We start from the raw sequence: 22,189 nt of genomic DNA on the forward strand, positions 1-22,189 counted from the left end.
CGAGGACGAGGACGATGACCCAGCCACCCGAAATCACGTACAGCGACGAGCTGTTGGCCGACGGCACGGTGCACCGCAGGTACTCCGACGGCCGCAGCGAATGGCGCAGCCGCGGCGACGGCCGGATCCACTGGCGGGACGACCGGGGCGACTCGGGCACCGACGAGCGGCTGGGCCGCGACCTGGTCAAGCGCGTCCACGCGGACGGCCGGGTCGGCTACGGGCGCGACATCGGCTACGGCCGCACGGTGTGGGGGCAGGGCCGGTACGTGCTGGTCAACCGCAGCTCCTTCCCGGGCCGGGTCGGCGCGCTGATCGGCGCGCTCGGCCTGGGCGCGGGCATCGCCGCCGCGCACTACGCGCCCGAGCTGCTCTCCGACGACGAGGAGGAGGAGCTGCGCCGCCAGGAGGCCGAGCGGGCCCGCTCCGCCGGAGACGGCGGGGGCGACGGCGGGGGCGGCGACGGTTTCGACGACGGGGGCTTCGACGACGGGACGGACGGGCGCCGGGACGACGACGGGTTCGGCTCGGACGGGTTCGGCAGCGCCGGGGACGGCGGCGACGGCGGCGATCCGCAGAACGACGACGGCTGGGACGGGGACGACTTTGGCTGAGCCGCTCCGGGCCACGGCGGACCGCGCCGTCCGCCCCGCACCGCCGCACCGTCCGGCCCGCTACACGGTCAGCTCGCTGCCCGCCTCGGCCCGACCCGAGCCCGGCCCGGCGACGGGACCGGCGGCCGGCCCGTTCGAAGTGGCGGGGCGGCGGCTCTCGGCCGCGCTGCTGACGGGCCTGCCCGGCTACGCGGACGGCCCGTTCACGGTGGACGGGCGCACCGCGGTCGGCGAGGTGACGCTGCACAACCGGGACGAGCTGCTGGCCGCGCTGGCGACGGCCGGGCGCCCGGCCGAACCGTCCTGCCCGGACGGGGAGTTGCTGCTGCGCTGCTGGCTGGCGCTGGGCGCGGACGGACTGCGGGCCGCGGACGGGATGTTCACCCTGGCGGTGCTGGACGGCCCCGACCTGGTGCTGGTGCGCGACCACGCGGGCGCCCGCACCGCCTTCCACTGCCGGACGGCGGGCGGCGGCTGGGCGGCGTCCAGCTCGCTGCGGGCGCTGCGCGAACGCCCGGACGTGGACACCGGGTTGAACCTGGCGGCGGTCCGCTCCTTCCTGACCTTCGCCTACCTGCCGGGCGAGGAGACCCTGCTGCGCGGCGTCCGCGAGCTGCTGCCCGGCCGGGTGACCAGGCTGCGGCCGGACGGGCGGGTGGACGTCGAGGTGTTCTGGGAGCCGCGGGCCGGGGCGGTCGCTCCCGACCTGACGGCACGTCACTACGCCGAAGAACTACGGGAGTTGCTGGAGCGGGCGGTGGCGCGGCGGCTGCCCGGCGGCGGGCAGGAGGTGGCGGTGCTGCTGTCCGGCGGGGTGGACAGCTCGCTGGTGACGGCGCTGGCGACGCGGCTGCACGGGCGGACGGTGCGCACCTACTCGATCAGCTTCGGCTCCGAACTGCCCAACGAGCTGGGCTACTCGGGCCTGGTGGCGGCGCACTGCGGGACGGCGCACCGGGTGCTGACGGTGCCCGGGGAGCAGGTCGCGGCGCGGCTGGCGGACACCGTGGCGCTGCTGGACGGCCCGGTCGGGGACCCGCTGACGGTGCCGAACCTGATGCTGGCGGAGGCGGTGGCGGGCGACGGGATCGCGGTGTCGCTGAACGGCGAGGGCGGCGACCCGGTGTTCGGCGGCCCGAAGAACCTGCCGATGCTGGTGTTCGAGCTGATGCGGGAGGACGCGTCGGCGCGGGCCCGGGCCGACGCCTACCTGCACACGTACCGCAAGTGCTGGGAGGACCTGCCGGTGCTGCTCACCGGCGAGGCGCTGGCCGCGCTGGCGGCGGCCCCGCACCCGCGCCGGCACGTCGAGCCGTACCTGGACGACGGCCGGATGCCGTCCCTGCTCGACCAGTTGCTGCACTGCAACCTGCGGACCAAGGGCGCGCACCACATCCTCACCAAGGTGGAGCGGCTGACCGCCTCGCAGGGCGTGCAGGGGCGCTCGCCGCTGTTCGACCGGCGGGTGGTGGACCACGCGTTCGCCACCCCGCCCGCGCTCAAGCTGCGCGGCACGGAGGAGAAGTGGATCCTCAAGGAGGCGGTGCGCGACCTGCTGCCGGACACCGTCACCTACCGGCCCAAGAGCGGCATGCGGGTGCCGGTGCAGCAGTGGCTGCGCGGCCCGCTCAGCGAGCTGGCGGCGGACCTGCTGCTCGGCCCGACCGCCCGGGCCCGGGGCCTGTTCCGGGCCGACACGGTGGAGACCTGGATGCGCGGCGGCGGACTGCTGCTGCCCCGCCAGGGCGGCAAACTGTGGCTGCTGCTCACCCTCGAACTGTGGCTGCGCGCCTACGACCTGTGACCTGCTGTGAAGTGCGACGATCGACGGAGAACCGCTGATGGAACTGATCGACCCCCGCACCGGCGCCGTGCGCGGCACCCGGCTCCCCGGCCGGGCGGCCGAGGTGGCGGCCGCCGTGGCCGCCGCCCGTGCCGCCCGGGCCGGGTGGGCGGCGCTGGCGCCGCGCGAGCGGCAGCGGCGACTGGCCGCGCTGGCGGAGCTGGTCGAGCGGCACGCGGACGCGTACGTGGCGGCCGAGTGCGCGGGCACGGGCAAGCCCGTAGCGGAGGCGGCGAACGAGGTCGCCGAGGTGGCCGACCTGTTCCGGTTCTACGGGGGTGCGGTGCGGGCCGCGATCGCGCCGGCCGCCGGTGACTACCTGCCCGGGCACCAGAGTTGGGTGCGCTGGGAGCCGGTCGGGGTGGTGGCGGCCGTGGTGCCGTGGAACTACCCGCTGCTGATGGCGGGTTGGCGCTGCGCGCCCGCGCTGGCGGCGGGCAACCCGGTGGTGCTCAAGCCCGCTGAGACCACCCCCGACAGCGCCCTGCTGCTCGCCGAGCACGCCGAACAGGCCCTCGGGGCGGGCGTGTTGACGGCGCTGCCGGGCGACCGGGAGACCGGCCGGCTGCTGGTCGGCGCGGGCTGCGACCTGGTCGCCTTCACCGGCAGCCCGGCGGGCGGCGCGGACGTGGCCGCCCGGGCCGGGCTGACCCCGGTCAGTCTCGAACTCGGCGGCAACAGCCCGGTGCTGGTGCTGCCGGACGCGCCCGCCGACACCTGGCGGCAGCTCGCCGCCGCGTGCACCTACAACGCCGGGCAGAGCTGTGCGGCGCCCGCCCGGGTGATCGTGCTGGAGCCGGCGTACGAGCGGGCGGTGGCCGGGCTGGCCGCGGCGATGGCCGAACGGCAGGCCGGGCGGGACTTCGGCCCGCTCAACAACCCCGACCAGGCGGCCCGTTACGACCGGATCGTGGCGTCCTCCGGTGCGAAGGCGGTGCACACCGCGCCCGGGCGGAGCGACGGGCTGTGGCGGCCGGCCACGGTGCTGGCCGACCTGCCGGACGACGACCCGGCCGTCCGGCAGGAGGTGTTCGGCCCGCTGCTGACCGTCCAGCGCGCCGGGAGCCTGGACGCGGCCGTCGCGCTGGCCGAGTCCGTCCCGCAGGCGCTGGCCGCCTCGGTGTGGACCGCCGACCTGTCGACCGGGCTGGCCCTCACCGACCGGATCTCGGCCGGCGAGGTCTGGCTGAACTGCCACCTCGCCCAGTCCGCCGAACTCCCGCACAGCGGCCGCCGCTCCTCCGGCGCGGGCACCGACCTGTCGGTGCTGGCGCTGCGCGAGTACCAGCGGGCGAAGACGGTGACGGCCCGACTGGTGCGGGCCGACCCCGGAAGGGGATGATCGGCCGGTGGACGACGAGGAGTTGCTGACCGGCGGGCTGGCGAACGCGGGCGCCGTGGTGCGGCGCGGCGGGGTGGTGGAGCGGCCCGCGCCGCCGCACGCCGCCGCGCTGCACGGGTTCCTGGCGGGGTTGCGGGCCGGCGGGTTCGCGGGGGCGCCGGTGCCGGTGGGGGCGGTGGTGGACGGGCGGGAGCGGTTGGAGTTCCTGCCGGGTGACGTCGCGGTGCCGCCGTACCCGGCCTGGGCGCTGGGCGACGGCGCGCTGGTGTCGGTGGCCCGGCTGCTGCGGCGCTGGCACGCGGCGAGCGCCCGCACGCCGTTCGACGCGGCGGCGCACTGGCCGGACGAGTTCGCCGATCCGGAGGGCGGGCCGCTGCTGTGCCACAACGACGTGTGCGCGGAGAACGTGGTGTTCCGGGCGGGCGGGGCGGCGGCGCTGATCGACTTCGACTTCGCCGCGCCGGGCCGCCCGCTCTGGGACGTCGCGCTGGCGGCCCGCTACTGGGTGCCGGTGCTGGACCCGGCGACGGCCGCCGAGACCGGCCGCGCGCACCTCGAAGTGCCGCGCCGGCTGGCCCTGTTCGCCGACGCGTACGGCCTCTCCCCCGCCGACCGGTCGGCCCTGCCGTCCGTCCTGGAGCAGGCCACCGCCGTCTGCCGCGGCTTCGTCGCCCGCCGGGTGGCCGCCGGGGACGCGGCGTTCGTCGACCACTTCACCGGGTACGGCGGCTGGGCCCGCTGGGACCGGCTGCAGTCCTGGCTGTCCGAACACCGCCCGGTGCTGGAACGGGAGTTGCGGGCCTGAGGACCCGGCGGGCGGTCGGGGCGCGGCCGCGGGGCCGTCAGCTCCGGCCGGCGGGGAGCAGGCGCCCGGTGAGGTGGTCGACGGCGAGGTGGGCGTGCAGGCGGACGCCGGTGGGGAGGGTGTCGTCGTCGAGGTAGAAGTGCGGGTTGTGGTTGGGGACGATGCCGCGGCCGCCGGGGGTGGGGACGGGGTTCCCGGCCGGGTCGAGTTCGGTGTCCTGGGCGCCGAGCATGACGTAGAGGCCGCCGTAGGCGTTGACGAACTCGGAGACGTCGTCGTAGCCGAGGGTGGCCGAGGTCTCCAGGACGCGGTCGTCGCCGACCACCCGGCGCAGGGTGGGAAGGGCCGCGTCCAGCCACTCCCGGCGGTTGTCGACGGCGGGGACGTCCTGGAGGTGCTCGACGGCGGCGGTGCAGCCGTACGCCTCGGCGGTGCGTTCGGCCAGGCGGGTCAGGCGCTGCTGGACGTCGTCCATGTCGGTCTCGACGGCGCAGCGGACGGTGCCCCAGAGCGTGACGTGTTCACCGATGATGTTGAAGCGGCCGATGTCCTCGACGTGGCCGATGGTGACGGTGACGGGGTGGTAGGCGTCGAGCTGGCGGTAGAGCTGGCCGATGCCGGTGACGATCGCGGCGGCGGGCGGCATCGGGTCGACGCCCTGCCAGGGGGTGGAGCCGTGCACCTGGCGGCCGGTCACGGTGATCTTGACCAGGCAGGAGGCGGCGTACTGGCTGCCCGCCCGGTAGCCGACGTGGCCCTTGGGGTGGGGGGTGAGGTGCATGCCGAAGACCATGGTGGGTGCGGGGTCGTCCAGCGCGTGCTCGGCCAGCATCTGCCGGGCCCCGCCGGTCTCGCTGACCGGCGGGCCCTCCTCGGCGGGCTGGAACACGAACAGCACGGTGCCGGGGAGGTGTTCGCGCACCCCGGCGAGGACGGTGGCGGCGCCGAGCAGCATGGCGGTGTGGCCGTCGTGGCCGCAGGCGTGCGAGACCGGGAACGGGCCGCCGGGGTAGTCCCGGTCGACGGCCGAGGAGGCGAAGTCGGTGCCGCACAGGTCGGCGACCGGCAGCGCGTCGGTGTCGGCCCGCAGCGCGACCACCCGTTCACCGCTCCGGCCGCCGCGCAGCACCCCGACCACGCCGTGCCCGGCGATGCCGGTGCGGACCTCGTCCAGGCCGAGCGAGGTCAGGTGCTCGGCGATCAGCGCGGCGGTGGCCCCCTCCCGGTTGGACAGCTCGGGGTGGCGGTGCAGGTGCCGCCGCCAGGCGACCACCTGCGCGGCGACAGCGGCACTGCGGCGGTCCAGTTCGGCGTACAGGCCGGTCGCGTCCATGGGTGTCCTCCGGTCGGTGTCCCCCCTGCGGCCGGGACCGAGCGTACGTCGCGGGCCGCCCGACGGCAGGTCAGGACGCGGCCCGGGGCGGGCCCCGGATGGACGCCCCGGCGGGCGGCGCGGACGGGCAGTCCGTACGGTGCCGTTCGGGGGGGCAGAGTCCGGGGGGTCACCCGAGCGAGAGGTGTGCATTTCCATGGCTGGGAAGTTCGAGCTGTACGTGGACGAGTCGGGCAACCACCGCTTCCGCCTGAAGGCGAGCAACGGGTCGGTCGTGGTGACCGGCGAGCCGGAGGAGTCCCGCGAGCAGTGCCTGAAGAACATCGAGTCGATCCGCAAGCTCGCGCCGTACGCGCAGCTGCTGGAGGCTCCGGCCAACGCCTGACGGCGGCGCCGCACCGGCCGCGCCGGGCCCCGACGGGCCGGCCGGGCCGGGGGTGCGAGCCCGTGCCGGACCGTTCGGTCCGGTGCGGGCTCGTCGGCGTTGCGGTGCGGCGGGGCGGGCGCCGGGCATGCTGGTGGGGACGGCGGGGCGCGGACGAGGGGGTTGCGGTGGACGGTCGGGAGATCCTGGCGGCGGCGGGGGTGCTGTTCCCCGACGAGGACGGGCGGGTGCTGGTGGTGCGCAACTCCTACCGGGCCAAGCACCCGATCGCGGTGCCCGGCGGCGGCTGGGAGCGGGCGGACGCCTCGCCCCGGCACACCGCCGTCCGGGAGATCCGCGAGGAGCTGGGCGTCACGCCCGTGCTGCGCGAACTCGCCTGCCTGGACTGGTCGGTGGACCACGACCGGCCCCCCGTCGCGGCCTTCCTGTACTGGGCCGAGCCGCTGACCGCCGAGCAGCGGGCGGCGGTCCGGCTGGAGGCCGCCGAGCTGGACGCGATGGTCCACCTGCCCGCCGACCTGCTGCTGTCGGCCGTGCCGCCGCTGCTGGCGCGCCGGATGGGCGCCTGCCTGCGGGCGCCGCGCTCGGCCGCGCCGCTGGAGCTCGCGGACGGCCTCCCCGTCGGCCACTCCGCCCTGCACCTGCCGCCGCGCCCGGCCCCCGCGTACCTCGGCGCGGCCGCCCTGGCGGGCCTGCTGCCGCCCGGCGCCGGGCGGGAGGCCCCGGCGCCGCCGATGGACAAGCAGACGTACTACGCCAGCCGCCCCCGGATCGGGGCCAAGGCCAGGATGCTGTTCACCGACCCGGACGGGCGGGTGCTGCTGGTGCGGCTGCGGCCGTGGCGGGGAGAGGCGCCGTGGGTGCTGCCCGGCGGGTCGGTCGAGGCGGACCGGGAGCTGCCCCGGGCGGCCGCCCGGCGGGAGGCCCTGGAGGAGCTGGGCTGGCGGCGCGGACCCGGGCGGCTGCTGGCCCTCGACTGGGTGACCGTCCGCCCGCCGGACCCGCCGCACCTGGCCCTGGTGTACGACGGCGGGACGGTCGGGCCGGAGCTGCTGGCGACGGTCCGCTTCCAGGAGGAGGAGCTCGCCGAGTGGCGGCTGTTCACCCCGCGGGAGGCCGCACGGGTGCTGCCCGCACCCGCGGCCCGGCGGCTGGCGGCCTGCCTGGCGGTGCGCGCGCTGCCCCGACCGCCGGGCCGGCCGAGCTGGTGGACGGCGCGCCCCCGGTCGCCGTCCCCTGACCGCGACCCGCGCACCCCGCCCCCGGCGGCTCCGGTTCCGCCGGTGCCGTCCGGCGGTTCGCGGCGGGTACCGGGGCCCCGGCCGGGTATGAATAGGCAGGTCGCAGCGGTGTCCGCCGGTGCGGCGCGGAGATCGGGAGGTACGGGATGGCGCGGTCGCTCGAGTCCGAACTTGACGGCCGCACGGTGCGCTCGCTGGGCGGCGGCAACCGGCTGCTGCTGCACCTGGACGACGGGCTGCTGCTGACCGTCGAGAACGACTTCCGGCTGCGGCACGGTGCGGAGGTCGAGCACTTCTACCCCGCGCTCGGCCTCTCCCCCACCGGCGCGCTCGGCCGGCTCGCGGACGCCGCCATCACCGCGGCGGCGGTCACCCCGGCGGGCGGCCTGCACCTCGCCTTCGACACCGGCCACGTCCTCGCCGTCGCCCCCGACCCGGCCCCCGGCGGCCCGGCCCACCCCTGGCAGCTCTCCTCCCCCGACGGCCTGCTGTGCACCGGCGGCCCGGACGGCTCGTCCGCCCCCTGAGCCGCGCCCCGCGCACGGGCGGCCCTCGCGCACGGACTGCTCCGGGATCAGGGACGTTGAGCCGCTGATCCGGGGGCTGGTGTTCACCGCCGCGGCGGATGCCGGTCGTGGCCTTCCACTTCTCGCCGGACCTGCCGAACCACCGCTGAGCTGGGGGTGGAACCCTGTCGGCGGTGCCCGCGTCACTAGGATGACCGGAAATCTCGGCAGGTGAGCGGAAACAAAGGGGCGGGGCGTGTTCGGAATCATCAGGCCGTGTCGGCATCGGCTGTCGGAGCGGCTGCACGCCTCCTGGATGGCGCACCTGTGCGGCCTGTGCCTCGCGCTGCGCGACGACCACGGGCAGCTGGCGCGCACCGCGACCAACTACGACGGCCTGGTGATCTCCGTCCTGGTCGAAGCCCAGTCGCCGAAGCAGGCCGACCGCCGCACCGCCGGGCCCTGCCCGCTGCGCGGCATGCGCACCGCTCCCGTCGCCCGGGGCGAAGGCGCCCGCCTGGCCGCAGCCGTCTCCCTCGCGCTCGCCTCCGTCAAGGTCCGCGACCACGTCGAGGACGGCGACGGCCTCTTCGCCCGCCGCACCGTCGCCGCCGGGGCCCGCCGCGTCACCCGGCGCTGGGACCGCCAGAGCACCCGGAGCGCCGCCGCCGTCGGCTTCGACACCGCCGTCCTCCTCGACGCCGCCCAGCGCCAGCAGGCCGCCGAGAGCGCCGTCACCGCCGGGGCACCCCTCCTGCTCGCCACCGCGCCCACCGAAGAAGCCACCGCCGCCGCCTTCGCCCACACCGCCACCCTCGCCGGACGGCCCCGCAACGCCCCCGCCCTCGCCGAAGCCGGACGCCTCTTCGGCCGCCTCGCCCACCTCCTGGACGCCGCCGAGGACCGCGAAGCGGACGAGGCGCACGGCCTCTGGAACCCCCTCACCACCACCGGCACCTCCCGGGCCGAGGCCGAACGGCTCTGCCGCGACGCCGTCCACGGCATCCGACTCGCGCTCAAGGAGGTGGAGTTCACCGACCGGGCGCTGGCGCACCTGCTGCTCGCGCACGAGACCGGCGAGGCGGTGGACCGGGTGTTCGGACGGCGCGGCCACCACGGCGCCTGCGCCAACCCGAACGCGCACGCCCACGCCCACGCCCACGCCCACAACTCGCCGCCCCGGACCGACCCCCACGCCCCGTCGGCACCGAACCGCCCGGACGAGTTCACGAAGCCGAAGCAGCCCCGTTCGCTGATCCCGGGCTGCGCGGTGTGGATGGCGATGGCCTGCACCTGCCAGCTGCTGTGCTGCGACCACGACGACCCGTTCAGCCGCGAGCGGCGCGAGGGCTTCTGCCAGCGCCACGACTGCGACTGCGGCGACGGGTGCGACGGGTGCGACTGCTGCTGTGACTGCTGCGGCGACGACGGGTGCTGCAGCAACTGCGACTGCTGCGGCTGCGACTGCTGACCCCCGGACCCGGCCGTGGGCCGAGCGGCGCGGCGCTGGACGCGGCCCGGTCCTGACGGGGGGCCAGCACGCAACCGTTGCAGGGCTGTTGCGTGCGGAGTGATCCGGGTCACGGTCGCCGGGGTCGGTTCGTGGTCGACTCTCCGGATGGTTCTGATGCGGGCGGTTCGGGTGGGTGTGGGCGTCGCGGTCGCGGCGGGGGCGGTCGCGGGCTGCGGGTCGGCGGTGGCTCCGGGGAGCACGGCGGCGCCGTCGGCGGCGGGGAGCGCCGGGCCCTGCGGGGTGGCGCCGAGCGCGGCGCCGGAGGGCTGGGTGCGGGACGGGGTGCGGATCGTGGCGGTGAGCGCGGACTGCGTGGAGTACGAGGTGACCAACCGGGGGGCGGAGGCCGAGGACGTGTCGGTGCTGCTCGGGTGGTCGGGCAGCGGGGGGCGGCTGTCGGACAACCCGTCGGTGGTGCAGCGGGGGCTGGCCCCGGGGGCGTCGGTGCGGGGGCAGGTCGCGCTGAAGGGCGGCCCGGTGCGGCCGGATCTGCCGGTCGGTGCGCAGCCGACCTTCACCGGCGTGCCGGACGGCTCGGCGCCGAGGACCGCGGGCCCGTCCGGCTCCCCCCGGCCGGCGCCGGGGGTGAAGGTGGTGCAGGTGCGCAGCGTGCCGACGGCCGAGGCGCCGTCGGAGGGCGGGGCGTGCCCGGCCTCGGGGGTGCGGGTGTACGCGGACCGGGGGGACGCGGCGATGGGGCTGCGGGTGGTGGGGCTGCACCTGGAGAACTGCGGGACGAAGGACGTGGTGCTGAACGGGTTCCCGCAGGTGCAGCCGCTGGACGCGGCGCACGCCCCGGTGACGGGGGTGCGGGTGCTGGAGGGCGGTTCGGCGATCACGACGGGGACGGGCATGGACCAGGCGCCGACCCGCTTCACCGTCCCGCCGGGCGGGCAGGCCCGCGCGGGCCTGGTGTGGCGCAACACGGACGACGCCTCGTCCGCCCCGGTGAACGCCCCGTACGTGCGGGTGCGGGCGACGCCGGACGCGGCGCCGGTGATGGTGACGCCGGAGCTGGACCTGGGGACGACGGGGAAGCTCGGCGTCGGGGCCTGGGCGCCGGTCGAGCGCTGACGCCCGGGGCCCGGGGGCGGGTCAGCCGACGTGGACGCGGGGGCGGCGGCCCCGGTCGGGTTCGGCCTCGCGGAGCACCTCGCGGGTGACCGGGGCGACCTCGCCCTGCCCGAACAGGAAGAACCGCAGGAACTGGGCGAACGGGCTGCCCTCGGTCCACTCGAAGTAGATGTGCGGGAGTTCGCCGGTGGTGTCGCGCACGTGCAGCAGTATCGCGGCGAGCGCGTTGGGGATGCTGGAGTGCTCCAGGGTGAGGACCCGGTAGCGGTCGTGCAGGACTTCGCCGCGCACCCGCAGTTCGGCCTCGAAGTCGGACGGGTCGAGCACGGTGACCTCGACGAAGACCAGGTCGTCCTCGGCGGGGATGTCGTTGTCGGCGCGGATCTGGTGCACCTTGTCGCGGTACTCGGCGAGGTCGCGGCCGGCCGGTTCGTTGGCGATGAAGCGGATCGTGCGGTGCGCGGTGTCGCGCACGAAGCGTTCCGCGACCTCGTCCAACCGCACGTCGGTGACCCGTAGTTCGAAGGCGCGGGCGAGCCGGGAGGCGAGCGAGACCAGCACGATCGCGGCGATGAAGCAGGCGCCGATCTTCACGCCGTCGGGGCGTTCGGCGATGTTGATCGCGGTGGTGTAGAGGAAGACCGCGGCGATGACCGCGAAGCCGACGGCCCAGCCGCGCTGGCGGGCGGCCCGGGCGGCGATGGTGACGGCGATCGCCGCGGAGGTGATCAGTACCAGGACGCCGGTGGCGTACGCGCCGCCCTGCTTGTCGACGTTGGCGTCGAACAGCCAGGTGATGAGGAAGGCGATCCCGGTGAGCACCAGCACCATCGGGCGCACCGCGCGGGCCCAGTGCGGGGCCATGCCGTAGCGGGGCAGGTAGCGGGGCATCAGGTTGAGCAGTCCGGCCATCGCGGAGGCCCCGGCGAACCACAGGATGGCGATGGTGGAGAGGTCGTAGACCGAGCCGAAGGCGCCGCCGAGGTAGTGGTGGGCGAGGTAGGCCAGGGCGCGGCCGTTGGCGGGGCCGCCGGGCTGGAAGTCGTCGGCGGGGATGAGCAGGGTGGTGATGAAGCTGGTGGTGATCAGGAAGCAGCTCATGATGACGGCGGCGGTGGTGAGCAGCTTGCGGGCGCCGCGGATGCGTCCGGTGGGGCGCTGCTCGGTGTCGTCCGGGTCGCCCTCGATGTGCGGCATGACGGCGACGCCGGTCTCGAAGCCGGACAGGCCGAGGGCGAGCTTGGGGAAGACCACCAGGGCGACGCCGATCATCGCGACCGGGTTGCCGTGCTCCAGGCTGAGCGCGTGCGTCCAGTCGGTGATCAGGGAGGGCGCGGTGACCACGTGCCACAGGCCGACGGCGACCACCACCACGTTCAGCACCAGGTAGACGGCGACCAGGACGACGGCCACGCCGATGGCCTCGCCGAAGCCCTTGAGGAAGACCGCGCCGAGGCCGGCGATCAGCAGCAGGGTGATCAGCACCTGGTGGCCGCCGAGCACGCTGCGCAGGTGCGGGTTCTCCACCAGGTGGGCGGTGGCGTCGGCGGAGGAGAGGGTGATGGTGATCAGGAAGTCGGTGGCGGCGAAGCCGAGCAGGGCGAGGACGAACAGCTTGCCCTTCCAGAACGACAGCAGGCGTTCCAGCATGGCGATCGAGCCCTCGCCGTGCGGGCTCTCCTGGGCGACCCGGCGGTAGACCGGCAGCGCGCCGAACAGGGTGACCAGCACCAGCACGATGGTGGCGACCGGGGAGAGCAGGCCGGCCGCGAGGGCGGCGATGCCGGGCTGGTAGCCGAGGGTGGAGAAGTAGTCCAGGCCGGTCAGGCACATCACCTTCCACCAGCGCTGGCCGTGCTGCTGGTCGGTGGCCTGGGCGTGCGGGCCCGGGTACTGCTTGGCCATGTCGGCGAGACCGTCGAGCAGCCAGGCGCGCAGCCGCTGCCGGGCCGTTCCTGCGTCCGCGGGGGCGGGGTCGACCACTGTGCCGGCTCCTGTCAGGGTGGGGTGCCCCGGGCCCGCCGGACGCTCCGGCCCGCCGGGCGAACTCCCACGTCAATGTAGGTCACGTCCGCCGCCGTCCGGGGCAGGCTGGAGCGTAGCCCCACCCTTTGGCCCAACGGCGCACCGGTCCCGGGGCGTTGACGACTCCTTGGGACGGGGTTGGCGTACGGTTTGCCCCCGCGTCACGAATCGCGGCGTTTCGTCCGGTTCGGGACCTTCGACCCTGCCGGCGGGACCGGCCGGACGGCGGGTGGCCGGACGGGGGCGGTCGGACGGCGGTGCGGTTCGAGCACGTCCGGGCAGAAGGTGTCAAGGGCCGGTCGGGACCGCGTCAAGGACCGGTCGGGACCGCGTCCGGGGTCGGGTCGGGGGCGGGTGGCCCTGTCGGTGGGCGGGTGGGGTTTGGCAGACTGCCGGGTGTAGGGGTCTGCGAGGAGGAGTTGCTGCCATGTCCGAGGGTTCGGCGCCGATCAGGGTGTTCCTGCTGGACGACCACGAGGTGGTCCGCCGCGGGGTGCACGACCTGCTGGATTCGGAACCGGACCTCCAGGTCGTCGGCGAGGCCGGGACGGTCGAGCAGGCCCTGGCCCGGGTCCCCGCGCTGCGCCCGGACGTCGCGGTGCTGGACATGCGGCTGCCGGACGGCGACGGCGTGACGGTCTGCCGGGAGCTGCGCTCGCGGATGCCGCAACTGGCCTGCCTGATGCTCACCTCCTTCGACGACGAGGAGGCGCTGCTCGACTCGATCATGGCGGGCGCGGCGGGCTACGTGCTCAAGCAGATCAGCGGCACCGACCTGGTCACCGCGATCCGCACGGTCGCCTCCGGGCAGTCGATGCTCGACCCGGGCGCCGCGACCAGGCTGATGGCCCGGCTGCGCGGCGAGACCCCGGCCCCCGCGCCGGAGTTCCCGCAGCTGACCGACCGGGAGCGGGAGATCCTGGCGCTGATCGGCCAGGGGCTCACCAACCGGCAGATCGGCGAGCGGGTGTTCCTGGCCGAGAAGACGGTGAAGAACCACATCTCCCGGCTGCTCGCCAAGCTCGGCGTGGAGCGCCGGGTGCAGGCCGCGGTGATCGCCACCCAGACCCTGGCCGCCCAGCCCGGCGGGGCTACAGCACATCACCCCTGACGATGATCGGCGCGGAGGGGGTGCCGGACTCGGGACCGGGCTCGGTTCCCGGGGCGGTCCGGGTGCCCCACCTGGCCCGGTACGCGGCGTCCATCATGCCGACCAGGGCGTCCTGTCCGGCTTCCCGCAGCATCCTGACGACGGTCTCGTACTCGGCGTGGGACCGGTGCACCGGGACGCGGCGGGCGATCTCACTGGCGAGCCGGCTCCGGTCCGTCTTCCGGTAGGCGACGAGCAGCGCCGCGAGTCGCTCCGCGGGCCAGGCCCGGGCCACCGCACCCGCCCAGGCGGCGGACTGGTAGCCGTAGCCGTGGCGGGCCAGCATCCTTTCGACGGGCGGGAGTTCACCGGCGGCGGACCGGTCGTGGATCCACCGCACGTACTGCACCTCCGTGGCGTTCGAGCCGGGAGCGCGCGCCGCGGAGGCCGCGTCGGGAGTGCGCACGGGCGGCCGGGTCTGTTCCACGGGCACCTTCATCACCGCCCGCAACTCCTCCCGCCAGCCGGCGCGCAGGCGCAGGGCGGCGGCGATCGCGTGCTCCCCGGCCCGGTCGAACGCGGTCAGCACCGCGTCGCGGTCGGCCGGGAGCTGCTGGCGGACCTCCACCAGCAGCGCGAGCAGCCGCTCGTACTGGCGGGTCGTCCGCAGGCCGGCGACCAGCGCGGGCACCTCGGAGGGCTCCCGGCGCATCAGCAGTTCCCGGAGGATCGCTTCGGCGGTCCGGCTCTGCCCTGCCCGGTCGTACTTGACGAACAGCTCCCCGAGCCGCTCCGCCGGCCAGGACCGGGCCACCGCGCTCACCCAGGCCCGGGGGGCCGGGCTGTCGCCGCCGAGGACCTCCGCGATCTCCGTGGGCCTCGGGAGCCTGCCCAGCCCCGCCAGGGAGCGCATCCGCTCGGCCTGTTCGGCCTCCCGCACCGCGCCGGGCGCCCGCCGGACCGGCACCGGGAGGTCGAGCCGGCCCCCGGGACGGGGCTGCTCCGCCACGGGGGCGGCGGGTGACGGCGACGGCGTAGGGGTAGGGGTAGGGGCAGGGGCGGGGAGCGGGGGGCGCTTGTCCGCCGCCGGGTACAGGTCCGGGAACACCGCCGACTCCAGCGGGTCGATCCGGCCGACGTCCCGGTGCTGGGTCAGGGCTTCGGCGAGCGGGTGCTCTCCGGCGGCGGCGAGGGCGGCCCGGGCCGCCTCGGTGTAGGACGCGCCGCGCCGCCGGACCGCGCCGAACAGCATGACGATCCGCTGGATCTGCCGGGCGGTGCGCAGCCCGGAGAGCACCTCGGGGAGCTCGGCAGCCTCCCGGTGCTCCGGAACGCTGCGGATGATCCGGCTGGCGAGGTCATTCCGGCCACCGCGCTGGTACAGGTCGAGCAGCCCTCCGATCAGGGCCGCGGGCCAGACCCGGGCCACCGCCTCCACCCAGGCGTCGGACCGGCGGCTGCCGACCAGGCGCTCCAACTCCGCTTTCGGCCGGGCGAGTCGACCGGCGGCGTCCAACGCGCGGATCCACTCCGCGTACTCCGCCACGCCCGCATCGGCACCCGGCGTCCGGACGGGGGCGCGCCCGGGTACGGGCCGGGATGCGGGCTCGGGTGCAGGGGCGGGTACGGGGGCGGGCTCGGCTCGGGGCGCGGGCTCAAGTACGGGTGCAGGCTCGGGTACGGGTGCAGGCTCGGGTACGAGGGCGGGCTCGGGTACGGGCGCGGCTCGGGGCGCGGGCTTGGGCGGGGCGGGTTGCTTGGTGCGGAAGGCTCCGAACAGGGCCGACAGCCCGCTGCGTCGGCTCGGGGCGGCCTCCGCGGAGCGGCGGGCGCCGAACCGGGCCGACAGGGCGTCGAGCCGGTCGCGCTGCCCGGCTTCGCTCATTCCGGCGAACAGGGCGGGGAGTTCGGCCGGGTCGCGCTGCGCCACCGCGCGTTCGGCCAGGCGGTCGGCGAGGTCGCCGCGCCCGGCGGCGTCGTACGCGCCGAGCAGGGTGGCGAGTTCGGTGGCGGGCCAGGTCCGGGCGGCGGCGGCGAGCCAGGGTTCGGTCCGGTACTCCGCCTCGCCGCGGGCCAACTCGCCCAGGATCAGCGGCAGTCGGCCCTCGGTGGTCGAGGCGCTGATCCGGGCCGCGTACTCGTCCTCGGTCGGGGCGGAGCGGTGCGCCGAGGCGTCGAGGACCGTCACGGGGGCGGTGGGGGCGTGCGGTCGGGGCACGTCCCGTTCGGTGGGGGCGGGGGCCGGTGCGGCCCGGACGGTGCGCAGCGGGCGGAGGCGCGCGGTGACCTCGGCGGCGGACCGGGGGCGGTCGTCCGGCTCCTTGGCGAGCAGGTCGAGGACCAGGCGGTCGAGTTCCGGGGGGACGGGCCCGGGGGCTTCGGGGCCGGCGGGGCGGGCGGGTTCGGTGACGTGCCGCACCATCAGCCGGACGGGGTCGCCGGTGCCGAACGGCGGCCGCCCGGTGAGGAATTCGAAGAGCACGCAGCCGAGCGAGTACAGGTCGCCGCGGTGGTCGCCGGAGCGGCCGCCGAAACGCTCGGGCGGCATGTACGCCACGGTGCCCATCCCGCGGGTGTGCGAGTCGGTGAGGCCTTCGACGGACTTGGCGATGCCGAAGTCGAGGACCTTCAGCTTCCCGTCCCCGGTGAGGAAGAGGTTGGCGGGCTTCAGGTCCCGGTGGATGACCCCGGCGGTGTGCGCGAAGTCGAGCGCGTCGCAGAGTTGCAGCATCCAGTCCACCGAGTCGGCGAGCGGCGGCGGGCCGTCGCGGCGCAGCCGGACCGCGAGGTCGGTGCCGGTGAGCAGCTCCATCACCAGGTAGACCGTCCCGTCCGGCTCCTGGTCCAGGTCGTGGACGGTGACGATCCCGGGGTGCGTGAGGCCGGCGGACAGTCGGGCCTCGTTGAGGAAGCGCTCGACGGCCTCCAGGTCGTGCGGCTGGTCCCCGTGCAGCAGTTTGACGGCGATCCGGCGGTGCAGCGTCACGTCCCAGCCGTGCCAGACCTGGCCCATTCCGCCGCGTCCGATCAGCCGGTCCAGGCGGTACCGCCCGGCGAGCACCCTCACTTCGGCCACGCCTGCCTCCCTGCTCTCCCCGACCGGCTCCGAGGCCCCGCCGCGCACCGGTCCGCCCGAGAACCTACCAGCCCAGGGGCGGTCGCCCCCCGGTCCGGACGCACCTCCCGAACGCCCCCGCACCGGGCGCCGACGGCGGTTCCGACCCGGTCGGCCGTCCCCGCCGCCGACCGGGGTGCCGCCGGGCGGTGGGCCGGTTCGTCGTCGAACCGGCGGAGTCGGCCTCGGGCTGAGCGTGCAGGCCGGGGGAGCACGTGCAGGCCCGGGGGGCACGTGCGTGGGGGCGGACACCGGTCGGTGTCCGCCCCCGGTTCGTGGAGGATGCGGCTCAGGGGACCAGGGGACCGGCCAGTGCGGCCAGGCCCGCGGCGCGGTCGCCGGTCCAGGTCAGTGCGTCGCTCTCGCGCGGCTTGCGGCCCCACAGCACCAGCAGCAGGTCCTCGGCGGTGCCGGAGACCTCCGCGACCGGCTCGCCGGGGCCGTACGTCCAGGAGCGGGCGCAGTCGGTGGCGGTGAGCCGTACGGCCTGCTCGGGGACGGTGGCCGCGCCCCGGGCGATCATGCGCGCGGCCATGGTGTCGAAGACCTCGGCGACGCCGTCGGCGGCGAGTTCCACGTCGAGCGGCTTCGCCGCGCCGAGCGCGTTGGCGGCGTCCCAGCGGTGCACCATGGTCTCCTGGGTGCGGCGGCGGCGCCAGAAGCCGACGGTGTGCGGCGGGGCGATCGTCCACGCCTCGGTGGCGGGGTCGACCGACAGCGCCTCCACCAGCGCGTCCGCCGTCCCGTCGTACCAGGCCCTGACCGCGGCCGGGTCCTCGGGGACGGCGTTCTCGTCGTAACTGTCGCCGTGCCCCTCCCGGACCGCCGCGACGACCCATAGATTGCCCGCACCCATGTGCGCGGCCAGGTCGGCCAGCGTCCAGTCGCCGCAGTGCTCGACCGGGGCCGTCAGGTCGCCGTCCAGCAGGGCGCCGAACTCGTCGAGTTCGCGCCTCAGTTCCACCAAGTAGTCCGCGTAGTCCACCGCGCCACGATATCTCTCCGGGTGGCGCCGTCCTCTTCGGGTGGCCCTGTTCCCGGGCCCGGCCGGTCGGAGGATGCGGAGGGGCAGGTGCGGCGCGTGCGGCACGGGCGGGCCGGACGGGCTGTCCGCGCGCCCGGCTAGGGTGCCGACGAACGGTCGTCGGAGGGTTCGGAGGGGCAGTGGCACGGCACGGGGGACGACACGACGGAACGCGCGCGCCGGACGAGCCGGCCGGGCCCGGCGGGCCGGCCGAACTGCCGGACGAGGACGGCTTCGTGCTGCCGGAGGCCTGGCGCCCGCTGGTGGCGCCGCTCCGCCGGGACGGGGTGCCCGTCCCGGCGTCCGTCCCGGCGGCGGACCGGCCGGTGGTGGACCCGGAGGAGGCCCATCGGCGCGAGGTGGACGCGGTGGACGAGCGGGTCGAGTGGATCGACCGGCTGCTGGCCGACGAGTTCTCCGACCCCGGGGCGGTGGCCGCCGTCTGTACCTACCTGAACGGGGAGGGCTGGGACGCGCTCGGGGCGGCGCTCACCGCCCGGATGATCCGCCGGTCGGACGAACCCGACGCCCTGCGCGGGGAGTTCGAGGACCGGGTGGCCTGGGCCGGACTGTCGTTCGCGGTCCGGGCGGTGCTGGCCTCCTTCGACGCGGACCTCGTCCGGGTGTGGACGGGTTCCGCGGCCCGGCACTGGGTGGGCGTCCTGGACCTGGAGGGCGAGCAGTACATCGACCTGGCCGCGCAGTACGGCCTGCTGGCACTCGCCCGGCAGGCCCTGGCCGAGACACCCGAGGACGAACACGCCGCCATCGTCGAGGAGTTGGCGCAGCTGCGGACCACGCCGCTGCGGCGGGCGGCCGTCGCCCGGCTGGTGCCGGAGCGGACCGAGTGGGTGGAGGAGTGCCTGGCCGAACTGCCCCGGGGCCACAGCCGGACCGCCACCGTGCTGCGCACGCTGCTGCTGCCCGCGCTGAGCAGCGTCGAGCAGGTGGAGCGGTTCGCTCCGACCGGCGACGGGGTGGGCCCGGATTGGACGCCCGGGCTGGTGGCCACCCTGGCCGACCGGGTCGGCCCGGCGGTGGCGCCCCTGCTGGCGTCCGCGCTGAGCCGGTACCGGTGCGACCCGCAGGAGCGGGAACTCGCGACGATGCTGGCCGAGTTCCCGACCGACGGGGCGATGCTCGCGCTGGCCGAGCGGCTCTCCCAGCCGCACGTCCGCGACCTGCTGCTGGCGGCCGCGCAGCGCTTCCCGGTGCGGGCGGTACGGGTGCTGTCGGCGGCCGCGCGGCGCGGCGGCGTGAACGGCCCGGTGTTCCGGGAGCTGCTCGACCGGCACCTGGCGCTGTGGCGGCCGCGGTTGCCGGAGGTCCTGGCCCGGCTGGACGAGGGGACCGCGTCGTTCGTCCGCTCGCTGGCGAGCGCCCGGGAGCCGCTGCCCGAGGCGCCGCCGGAGCGGGTGCCCGCGCTGCTGGCCGAGCCGCCGTGGGCCTGGCCGCGCACCGTCCGCAGGCCGGAGGTGCTGACCGGCCTCACCGCCGACCCGGAGCCCCGGCTGGTCTGGCGGCCGGGCGAGGCGGCGGCGTACGCGAACGGCGGCGACCCGTACTGGCGCTACCCGGCGGACACCGACTGGACGGAGGTGGTCGGGGAGCTGTCCGCGGACGCCTTCGACTGGCGGGCGGCCCGGCTGCTGGCCTGGGGCCCGGCCGAGCTGGTGCGGCCGTACCTGGAGGACTGGCAGCCCGCGGAGTACCTGAGCCAGGGCGTCCACCTGCGGCAGGTCCTGGGCAGGTACGGGACGGCCGCGCTGCGGCTGCTGCGCTTCGCCGCCGGGCACCGCCCGGAGGAGGTCGCCCCGGCCCTGGGGCCGGTGCTGGACCCGACCGTGGCGGGCCTGATGGCGGACCTGCTGGTGCGGGGCGGATCGGCCCGGTCGGCGGCCCGTTCGTGGTTCGCCCGGCACGGCGTGGCGGGGGCGCTGCTGCTGGTTCCGGCGGCGGTCGGCCCGGCCGGTGCGGAGCGGCGGGCCGGGGAGCACGCGCTGCGGCGGGTCGCGGCGGCCGAGGGGGCGGACGCCCTGCTGGCGGCGGTGGCGGAGCGCTACGGCGAGCGGGCCCGGGCGGCGGTCGCGGACGTGCTGGGCCCCGGCGGCCTGGCCCGGGCGCTGCCGGGCCGGATGCCGCAGCCGCCGGAGTGGCTGCGCGTGGAGGTGCTCCCGCAGCTGCTGCTGGCGGACGGCGGCGGCGCGCTGCCGCCCCCGGCGGTGCGGAACCTGCTGGGCATGCTGCAACTGGGCCGGCCGCGCGAGCCCTACCCGGGCCTGGCGGCGGTGCTACCGGCGCTGCGGGCCGATGCGGCGGCGGCGTTCGCCTGGGCGCTGTGCGAGGAGTGGCGGCACGCGGGCACGCCGTCCAAGGACAGTTGGGCGCTGCACGCGCTCGGCGAGCTCGGCGACGACGACACCGCCCGCCGGCTGGTGCCGCTGCCGCCCTGGCTGTCCCACCACCGCCAGGTGGACGGCCTGGACGCGCTGGTGTCGATCGGCAGCGCCGACGCCCTGGCGCAGTTGCACGGCGTCGCCCGGAGCGCGAAGTCCGAGGTGGTCAAGGAACGTGCGCTGGAACGGATTTCGGAGGTCGCCGAGTCGCTGGGCCTGACGGCCGAGCAGCTCGCCGACCGCCTGGCCCCCGACCTGGGCCTGGGCCCGGACGCCACCTTCGCCGTCGACTACGGCGCCCGGACGTTCACCGTCGGCTTCGACGAGCAGCTCCGGCCGTACGTCCTGGACCCGGCGGGCAGACGGCGCAAGGCGCTGCCCCCGCCCGCCGCCGAGGACGACCCGGGCCTGGCGGCGGCCGGGCGGCGGCGGTTCACCGCGCTGAAGCGGGACGTCCGGGCGTTCGTCACCGAACGGACCGCCCGGCTGCGGGACGCCATGGCGGCCGAACGCTCCTGGAGCGCGGCCGAGTTCCGCGACCTGCTGCTGGCCCACCCGCTGCTCGCCCACCTGGTGAACCGGCTGGTCTGGACGGCCGACGGCACCGCGTTCCGGATCGCCGAGGACCGCACCTTCGCCGACGTCCGCGACGAACCGTTCGAGCTGCCCGCGGACGCCGTGCTGCGGATCGCCCACCCGCTGCACCTGGGCCCGGACCTGGCGGCCTGGACGGAGCTGTTCACCGACTACGAGATCGTCCAGCCGTTCCCGCAACTCGCCCTTCCGATCGGCGCGTTGACGGCCGAGGAGGCGGCCGGGAACCGGCTGCCCCGGTTCGAGGGACGCACCGTCCCGGTCTGGCGGCTGCTCGCCCTGGCCCGGCGCGACTGGCAGCAGGACGACCCCGGGTACGGCGGCGACGGCGTGGCGGACCGGCTGCACAAGCCGCTGCCGGACGGCCGCCACCTGCTGCTCGCGCTCGACCCGGGCATCCGGGCGCACTCCCCCGCCGAGGCGGTCGAGCAGCGGATCGACGCGGTGTGGTTCGGCACCTCCTCCGACTACTACCCGCCGGAACCGCCGACGGACGGGGATGGGGGCGGGGGCGGGGCCCGGCTCGGCGAGCTGTCACCCGTCGTCGCCTCCGAACTGCTGGCCGACCTGGCGGAGTTGACCGCCGACTGACCGGCCGCCCGGGACGGCCGCGCGACCGGGCGCGGCCGCCCCCGGGACGCGGGCGCGGAGCGCCGGTTCCACGAGTCGCTGCCGGACGGACGGCACCGCCTCCACCCCCGAACTGCCGTCCGGAATCAAGGAGTTGACCTCTATCCGACCGGCCGATCGGGACGGCTAGGCGCAGCTCCCCAGGACGCCGGCGCGGAGCGCCGGTTCTACGGGCGAACCCCGAACTACCGCCCGAAATACCGGAGTCGACTTCTGCCCGACCGGCTCTCCGGCAGGCCGGGCGGGCGGTTCCGGCCACCTCGGCCGCGCGGTCCCGGCGGTCTGCCGGGGCGGGACGCGGCGGGTGGGGCGGCCGGTGACGGGTGCTGGGGCGGGGCGGGGCGGCGGGTCCCGTGGGGCGGGTGCGGGATCGGCCGGGATCTGCCGCGTCCGGGGCCGCCGGGGGACTGGGCGGCCGGGGTCCGGCGCTCCTAGCATGTGAGTCGCCGCCGGGCCCGGCCCCGCGGCAGCGGCCGCCTGCGGCCGGACGCCGTTGCAGCCGGCGTCGACCGGACAGCACCGGGCGCCTCGGGTTCCAGTGGCCGCGCCCGGGTTCCACCGCGCACCGCGGCGTCCCCGCGGTGACGTCGGGCTCCCCGCTCCGCACCGTTCGACCCGCCCGGCCCCGGGCACGGCACGCACGCACCCGCACCCGCACC

General features: G+C 76.4%; 15 protein-coding genes. 11 read left to right on the plus strand and 4 right to left on the minus strand.

The annotated features are described in order from the left end of the window. Positions 1-14 precede the first annotated feature (14 nt). From HUT16_RS03580 to HUT16_RS03595, 4 genes are read left to right on the plus strand one after another with little or no spacing between them, the layout of a single operon-like run. Positions 15-614, plus strand: coding sequence for a hypothetical protein (locus HUT16_RS03580; RefSeq protein ID WP_176185388.1), 600 nt, complete (start codon positions 15-17; stop codon positions 612-614). Further along, a complete protein-coding gene (locus HUT16_RS03585) occupies positions 607-2,418 on the plus strand; it encodes an asparagine synthetase B (protein ID WP_176185390.1) in 1,812 nt (603 codons plus the stop codon). The genes HUT16_RS03580 and HUT16_RS03585 overlap by 8 nt, the downstream gene beginning before the upstream one ends. A 37-nt stretch (positions 2,419-2,455) precedes the next feature. After that, entirely contained in the window at positions 2,456-3,799 is a 1,344-nt protein-coding gene (locus HUT16_RS03590) for an aldehyde dehydrogenase (RefSeq protein WP_176185392.1), read from the plus strand. Between the two features lie 7 nt (positions 3,800-3,806). Continuing rightward, a complete protein-coding gene (locus tag HUT16_RS03595; protein ID WP_176185394.1) occupies positions 3,807-4,604 on the plus strand; it encodes a phosphotransferase in 798 nt (265 codons plus the stop codon). A gap of 37 nt (positions 4,605-4,641) precedes the next feature. Here HUT16_RS03595 and HUT16_RS03600 read toward each other — a convergent pair whose 3' ends face one another. Then, positions 4,642-5,937 carry a M20 family metallopeptidase gene (locus HUT16_RS03600; RefSeq protein WP_176185396.1) on the minus strand — a complete coding sequence of 432 codons (1,296 nt, stop codon included), beginning with the start codon at positions 5,935-5,937 and terminating at the stop codon, positions 4,642-4,644. A gap of 196 nt (positions 5,938-6,133) precedes the next feature. Here HUT16_RS03600 and HUT16_RS03605 point away from each other — a divergent pair, with 196 nt between their 5' ends. The 5 genes from HUT16_RS03605 to HUT16_RS03625 all read left to right on the plus strand — a co-directional run bounded on the left by HUT16_RS03605 (position 6,134) and on the right by HUT16_RS03625 (position 10,656). Further along, the gene (locus HUT16_RS03605; protein ID WP_033218853.1) at positions 6,134-6,322 is read left to right on the plus strand and encodes a DUF1508 domain-containing protein; all 189 of its coding nucleotides are present in this window, start codon (positions 6,134-6,136) and stop codon (positions 6,320-6,322) included. 167 nt (positions 6,323-6,489) lie between these two features. Next, complete coding sequence (locus tag HUT16_RS03610; protein WP_176185398.1) at positions 6,490-7,809, plus strand: NUDIX hydrolase; 1,320 nt, start codon at positions 6,490-6,492, stop codon at positions 7,807-7,809. Continuing rightward, a complete protein-coding gene (locus HUT16_RS03615; protein ID WP_176185400.1) occupies positions 7,749-8,090 on the plus strand; it encodes a DUF6188 family protein in 342 nt (113 codons plus the stop codon). Before HUT16_RS03610 ends, HUT16_RS03615 begins: the two co-directional genes overlap by 61 nt. Positions 8,091-8,325: 235 nt before the next feature. Continuing rightward, entirely contained in the window at positions 8,326-9,540 is a 1,215-nt protein-coding gene (locus tag HUT16_RS03620) for a DUF5685 family protein (RefSeq protein ID WP_176185402.1), read from the plus strand. A 147-nt stretch (positions 9,541-9,687) separates the two neighbouring features. Beyond that, positions 9,688-10,656, plus strand: coding sequence for a DUF4232 domain-containing protein (locus HUT16_RS03625; protein WP_254897617.1), 969 nt, complete (start codon positions 9,688-9,690; stop codon positions 10,654-10,656). 21 nt (positions 10,657-10,677) lie between these two features. Here the strand turns inward: HUT16_RS03625 and HUT16_RS03630 are convergent, their stop codons facing one another. After that, positions 10,678-12,639, minus strand: a complete 1,962-nt coding sequence (locus HUT16_RS03630; RefSeq protein ID WP_176185404.1) for an APC family permease — start codon at positions 12,637-12,639, stop codon at positions 10,678-10,680. A 469-nt stretch (positions 12,640-13,108) separates the two neighbouring features. On the opposite strand from HUT16_RS03630, the gene HUT16_RS03635 reads away from it, so the two are divergent. After that, positions 13,109-13,792 carry a response regulator transcription factor gene (locus HUT16_RS03635; RefSeq protein ID WP_176185406.1) on the plus strand — a complete coding sequence of 228 codons (684 nt, stop codon included), beginning with the start codon at positions 13,109-13,111 and terminating at the stop codon, positions 13,790-13,792. On the opposite strand, the gene HUT16_RS03640 is transcribed toward HUT16_RS03635, so the two are convergent. Both HUT16_RS03640 and HUT16_RS03645 read right to left on the minus strand, forming a co-directional pair. Then, entirely contained in the window at positions 13,773-16,847 is a 3,075-nt protein-coding gene (locus HUT16_RS03640; RefSeq protein WP_176185408.1) for a serine/threonine-protein kinase, read from the minus strand. The genes HUT16_RS03635 and HUT16_RS03640 overlap by 20 nt on opposite strands. Positions 16,848-17,175: 328 nt before the next feature. Next, positions 17,176-17,871, minus strand: coding sequence for a maleylpyruvate isomerase family mycothiol-dependent enzyme (locus HUT16_RS03645; protein ID WP_176185409.1), 696 nt, complete (start codon positions 17,869-17,871; stop codon positions 17,176-17,178). A gap of 179 nt (positions 17,872-18,050) precedes the next feature. On the opposite strand from HUT16_RS03645, the gene HUT16_RS03650 reads away from it, so the two are divergent. Next, complete coding sequence (locus HUT16_RS03650) at positions 18,051-21,491, plus strand: DUF4132 domain-containing protein (RefSeq protein ID WP_176185411.1); 3,441 nt, start codon at positions 18,051-18,053, stop codon at positions 21,489-21,491. Positions 21,492-22,189: the final 698 nt, after the last annotated feature.

Origin of the sequence: Kitasatospora sp. NA04385 (assembly GCF_013364235.1) — a bacterium.
Lineage (GTDB): Bacteria > Actinomycetota > Actinomycetes > Streptomycetales > Streptomycetaceae > Kitasatospora.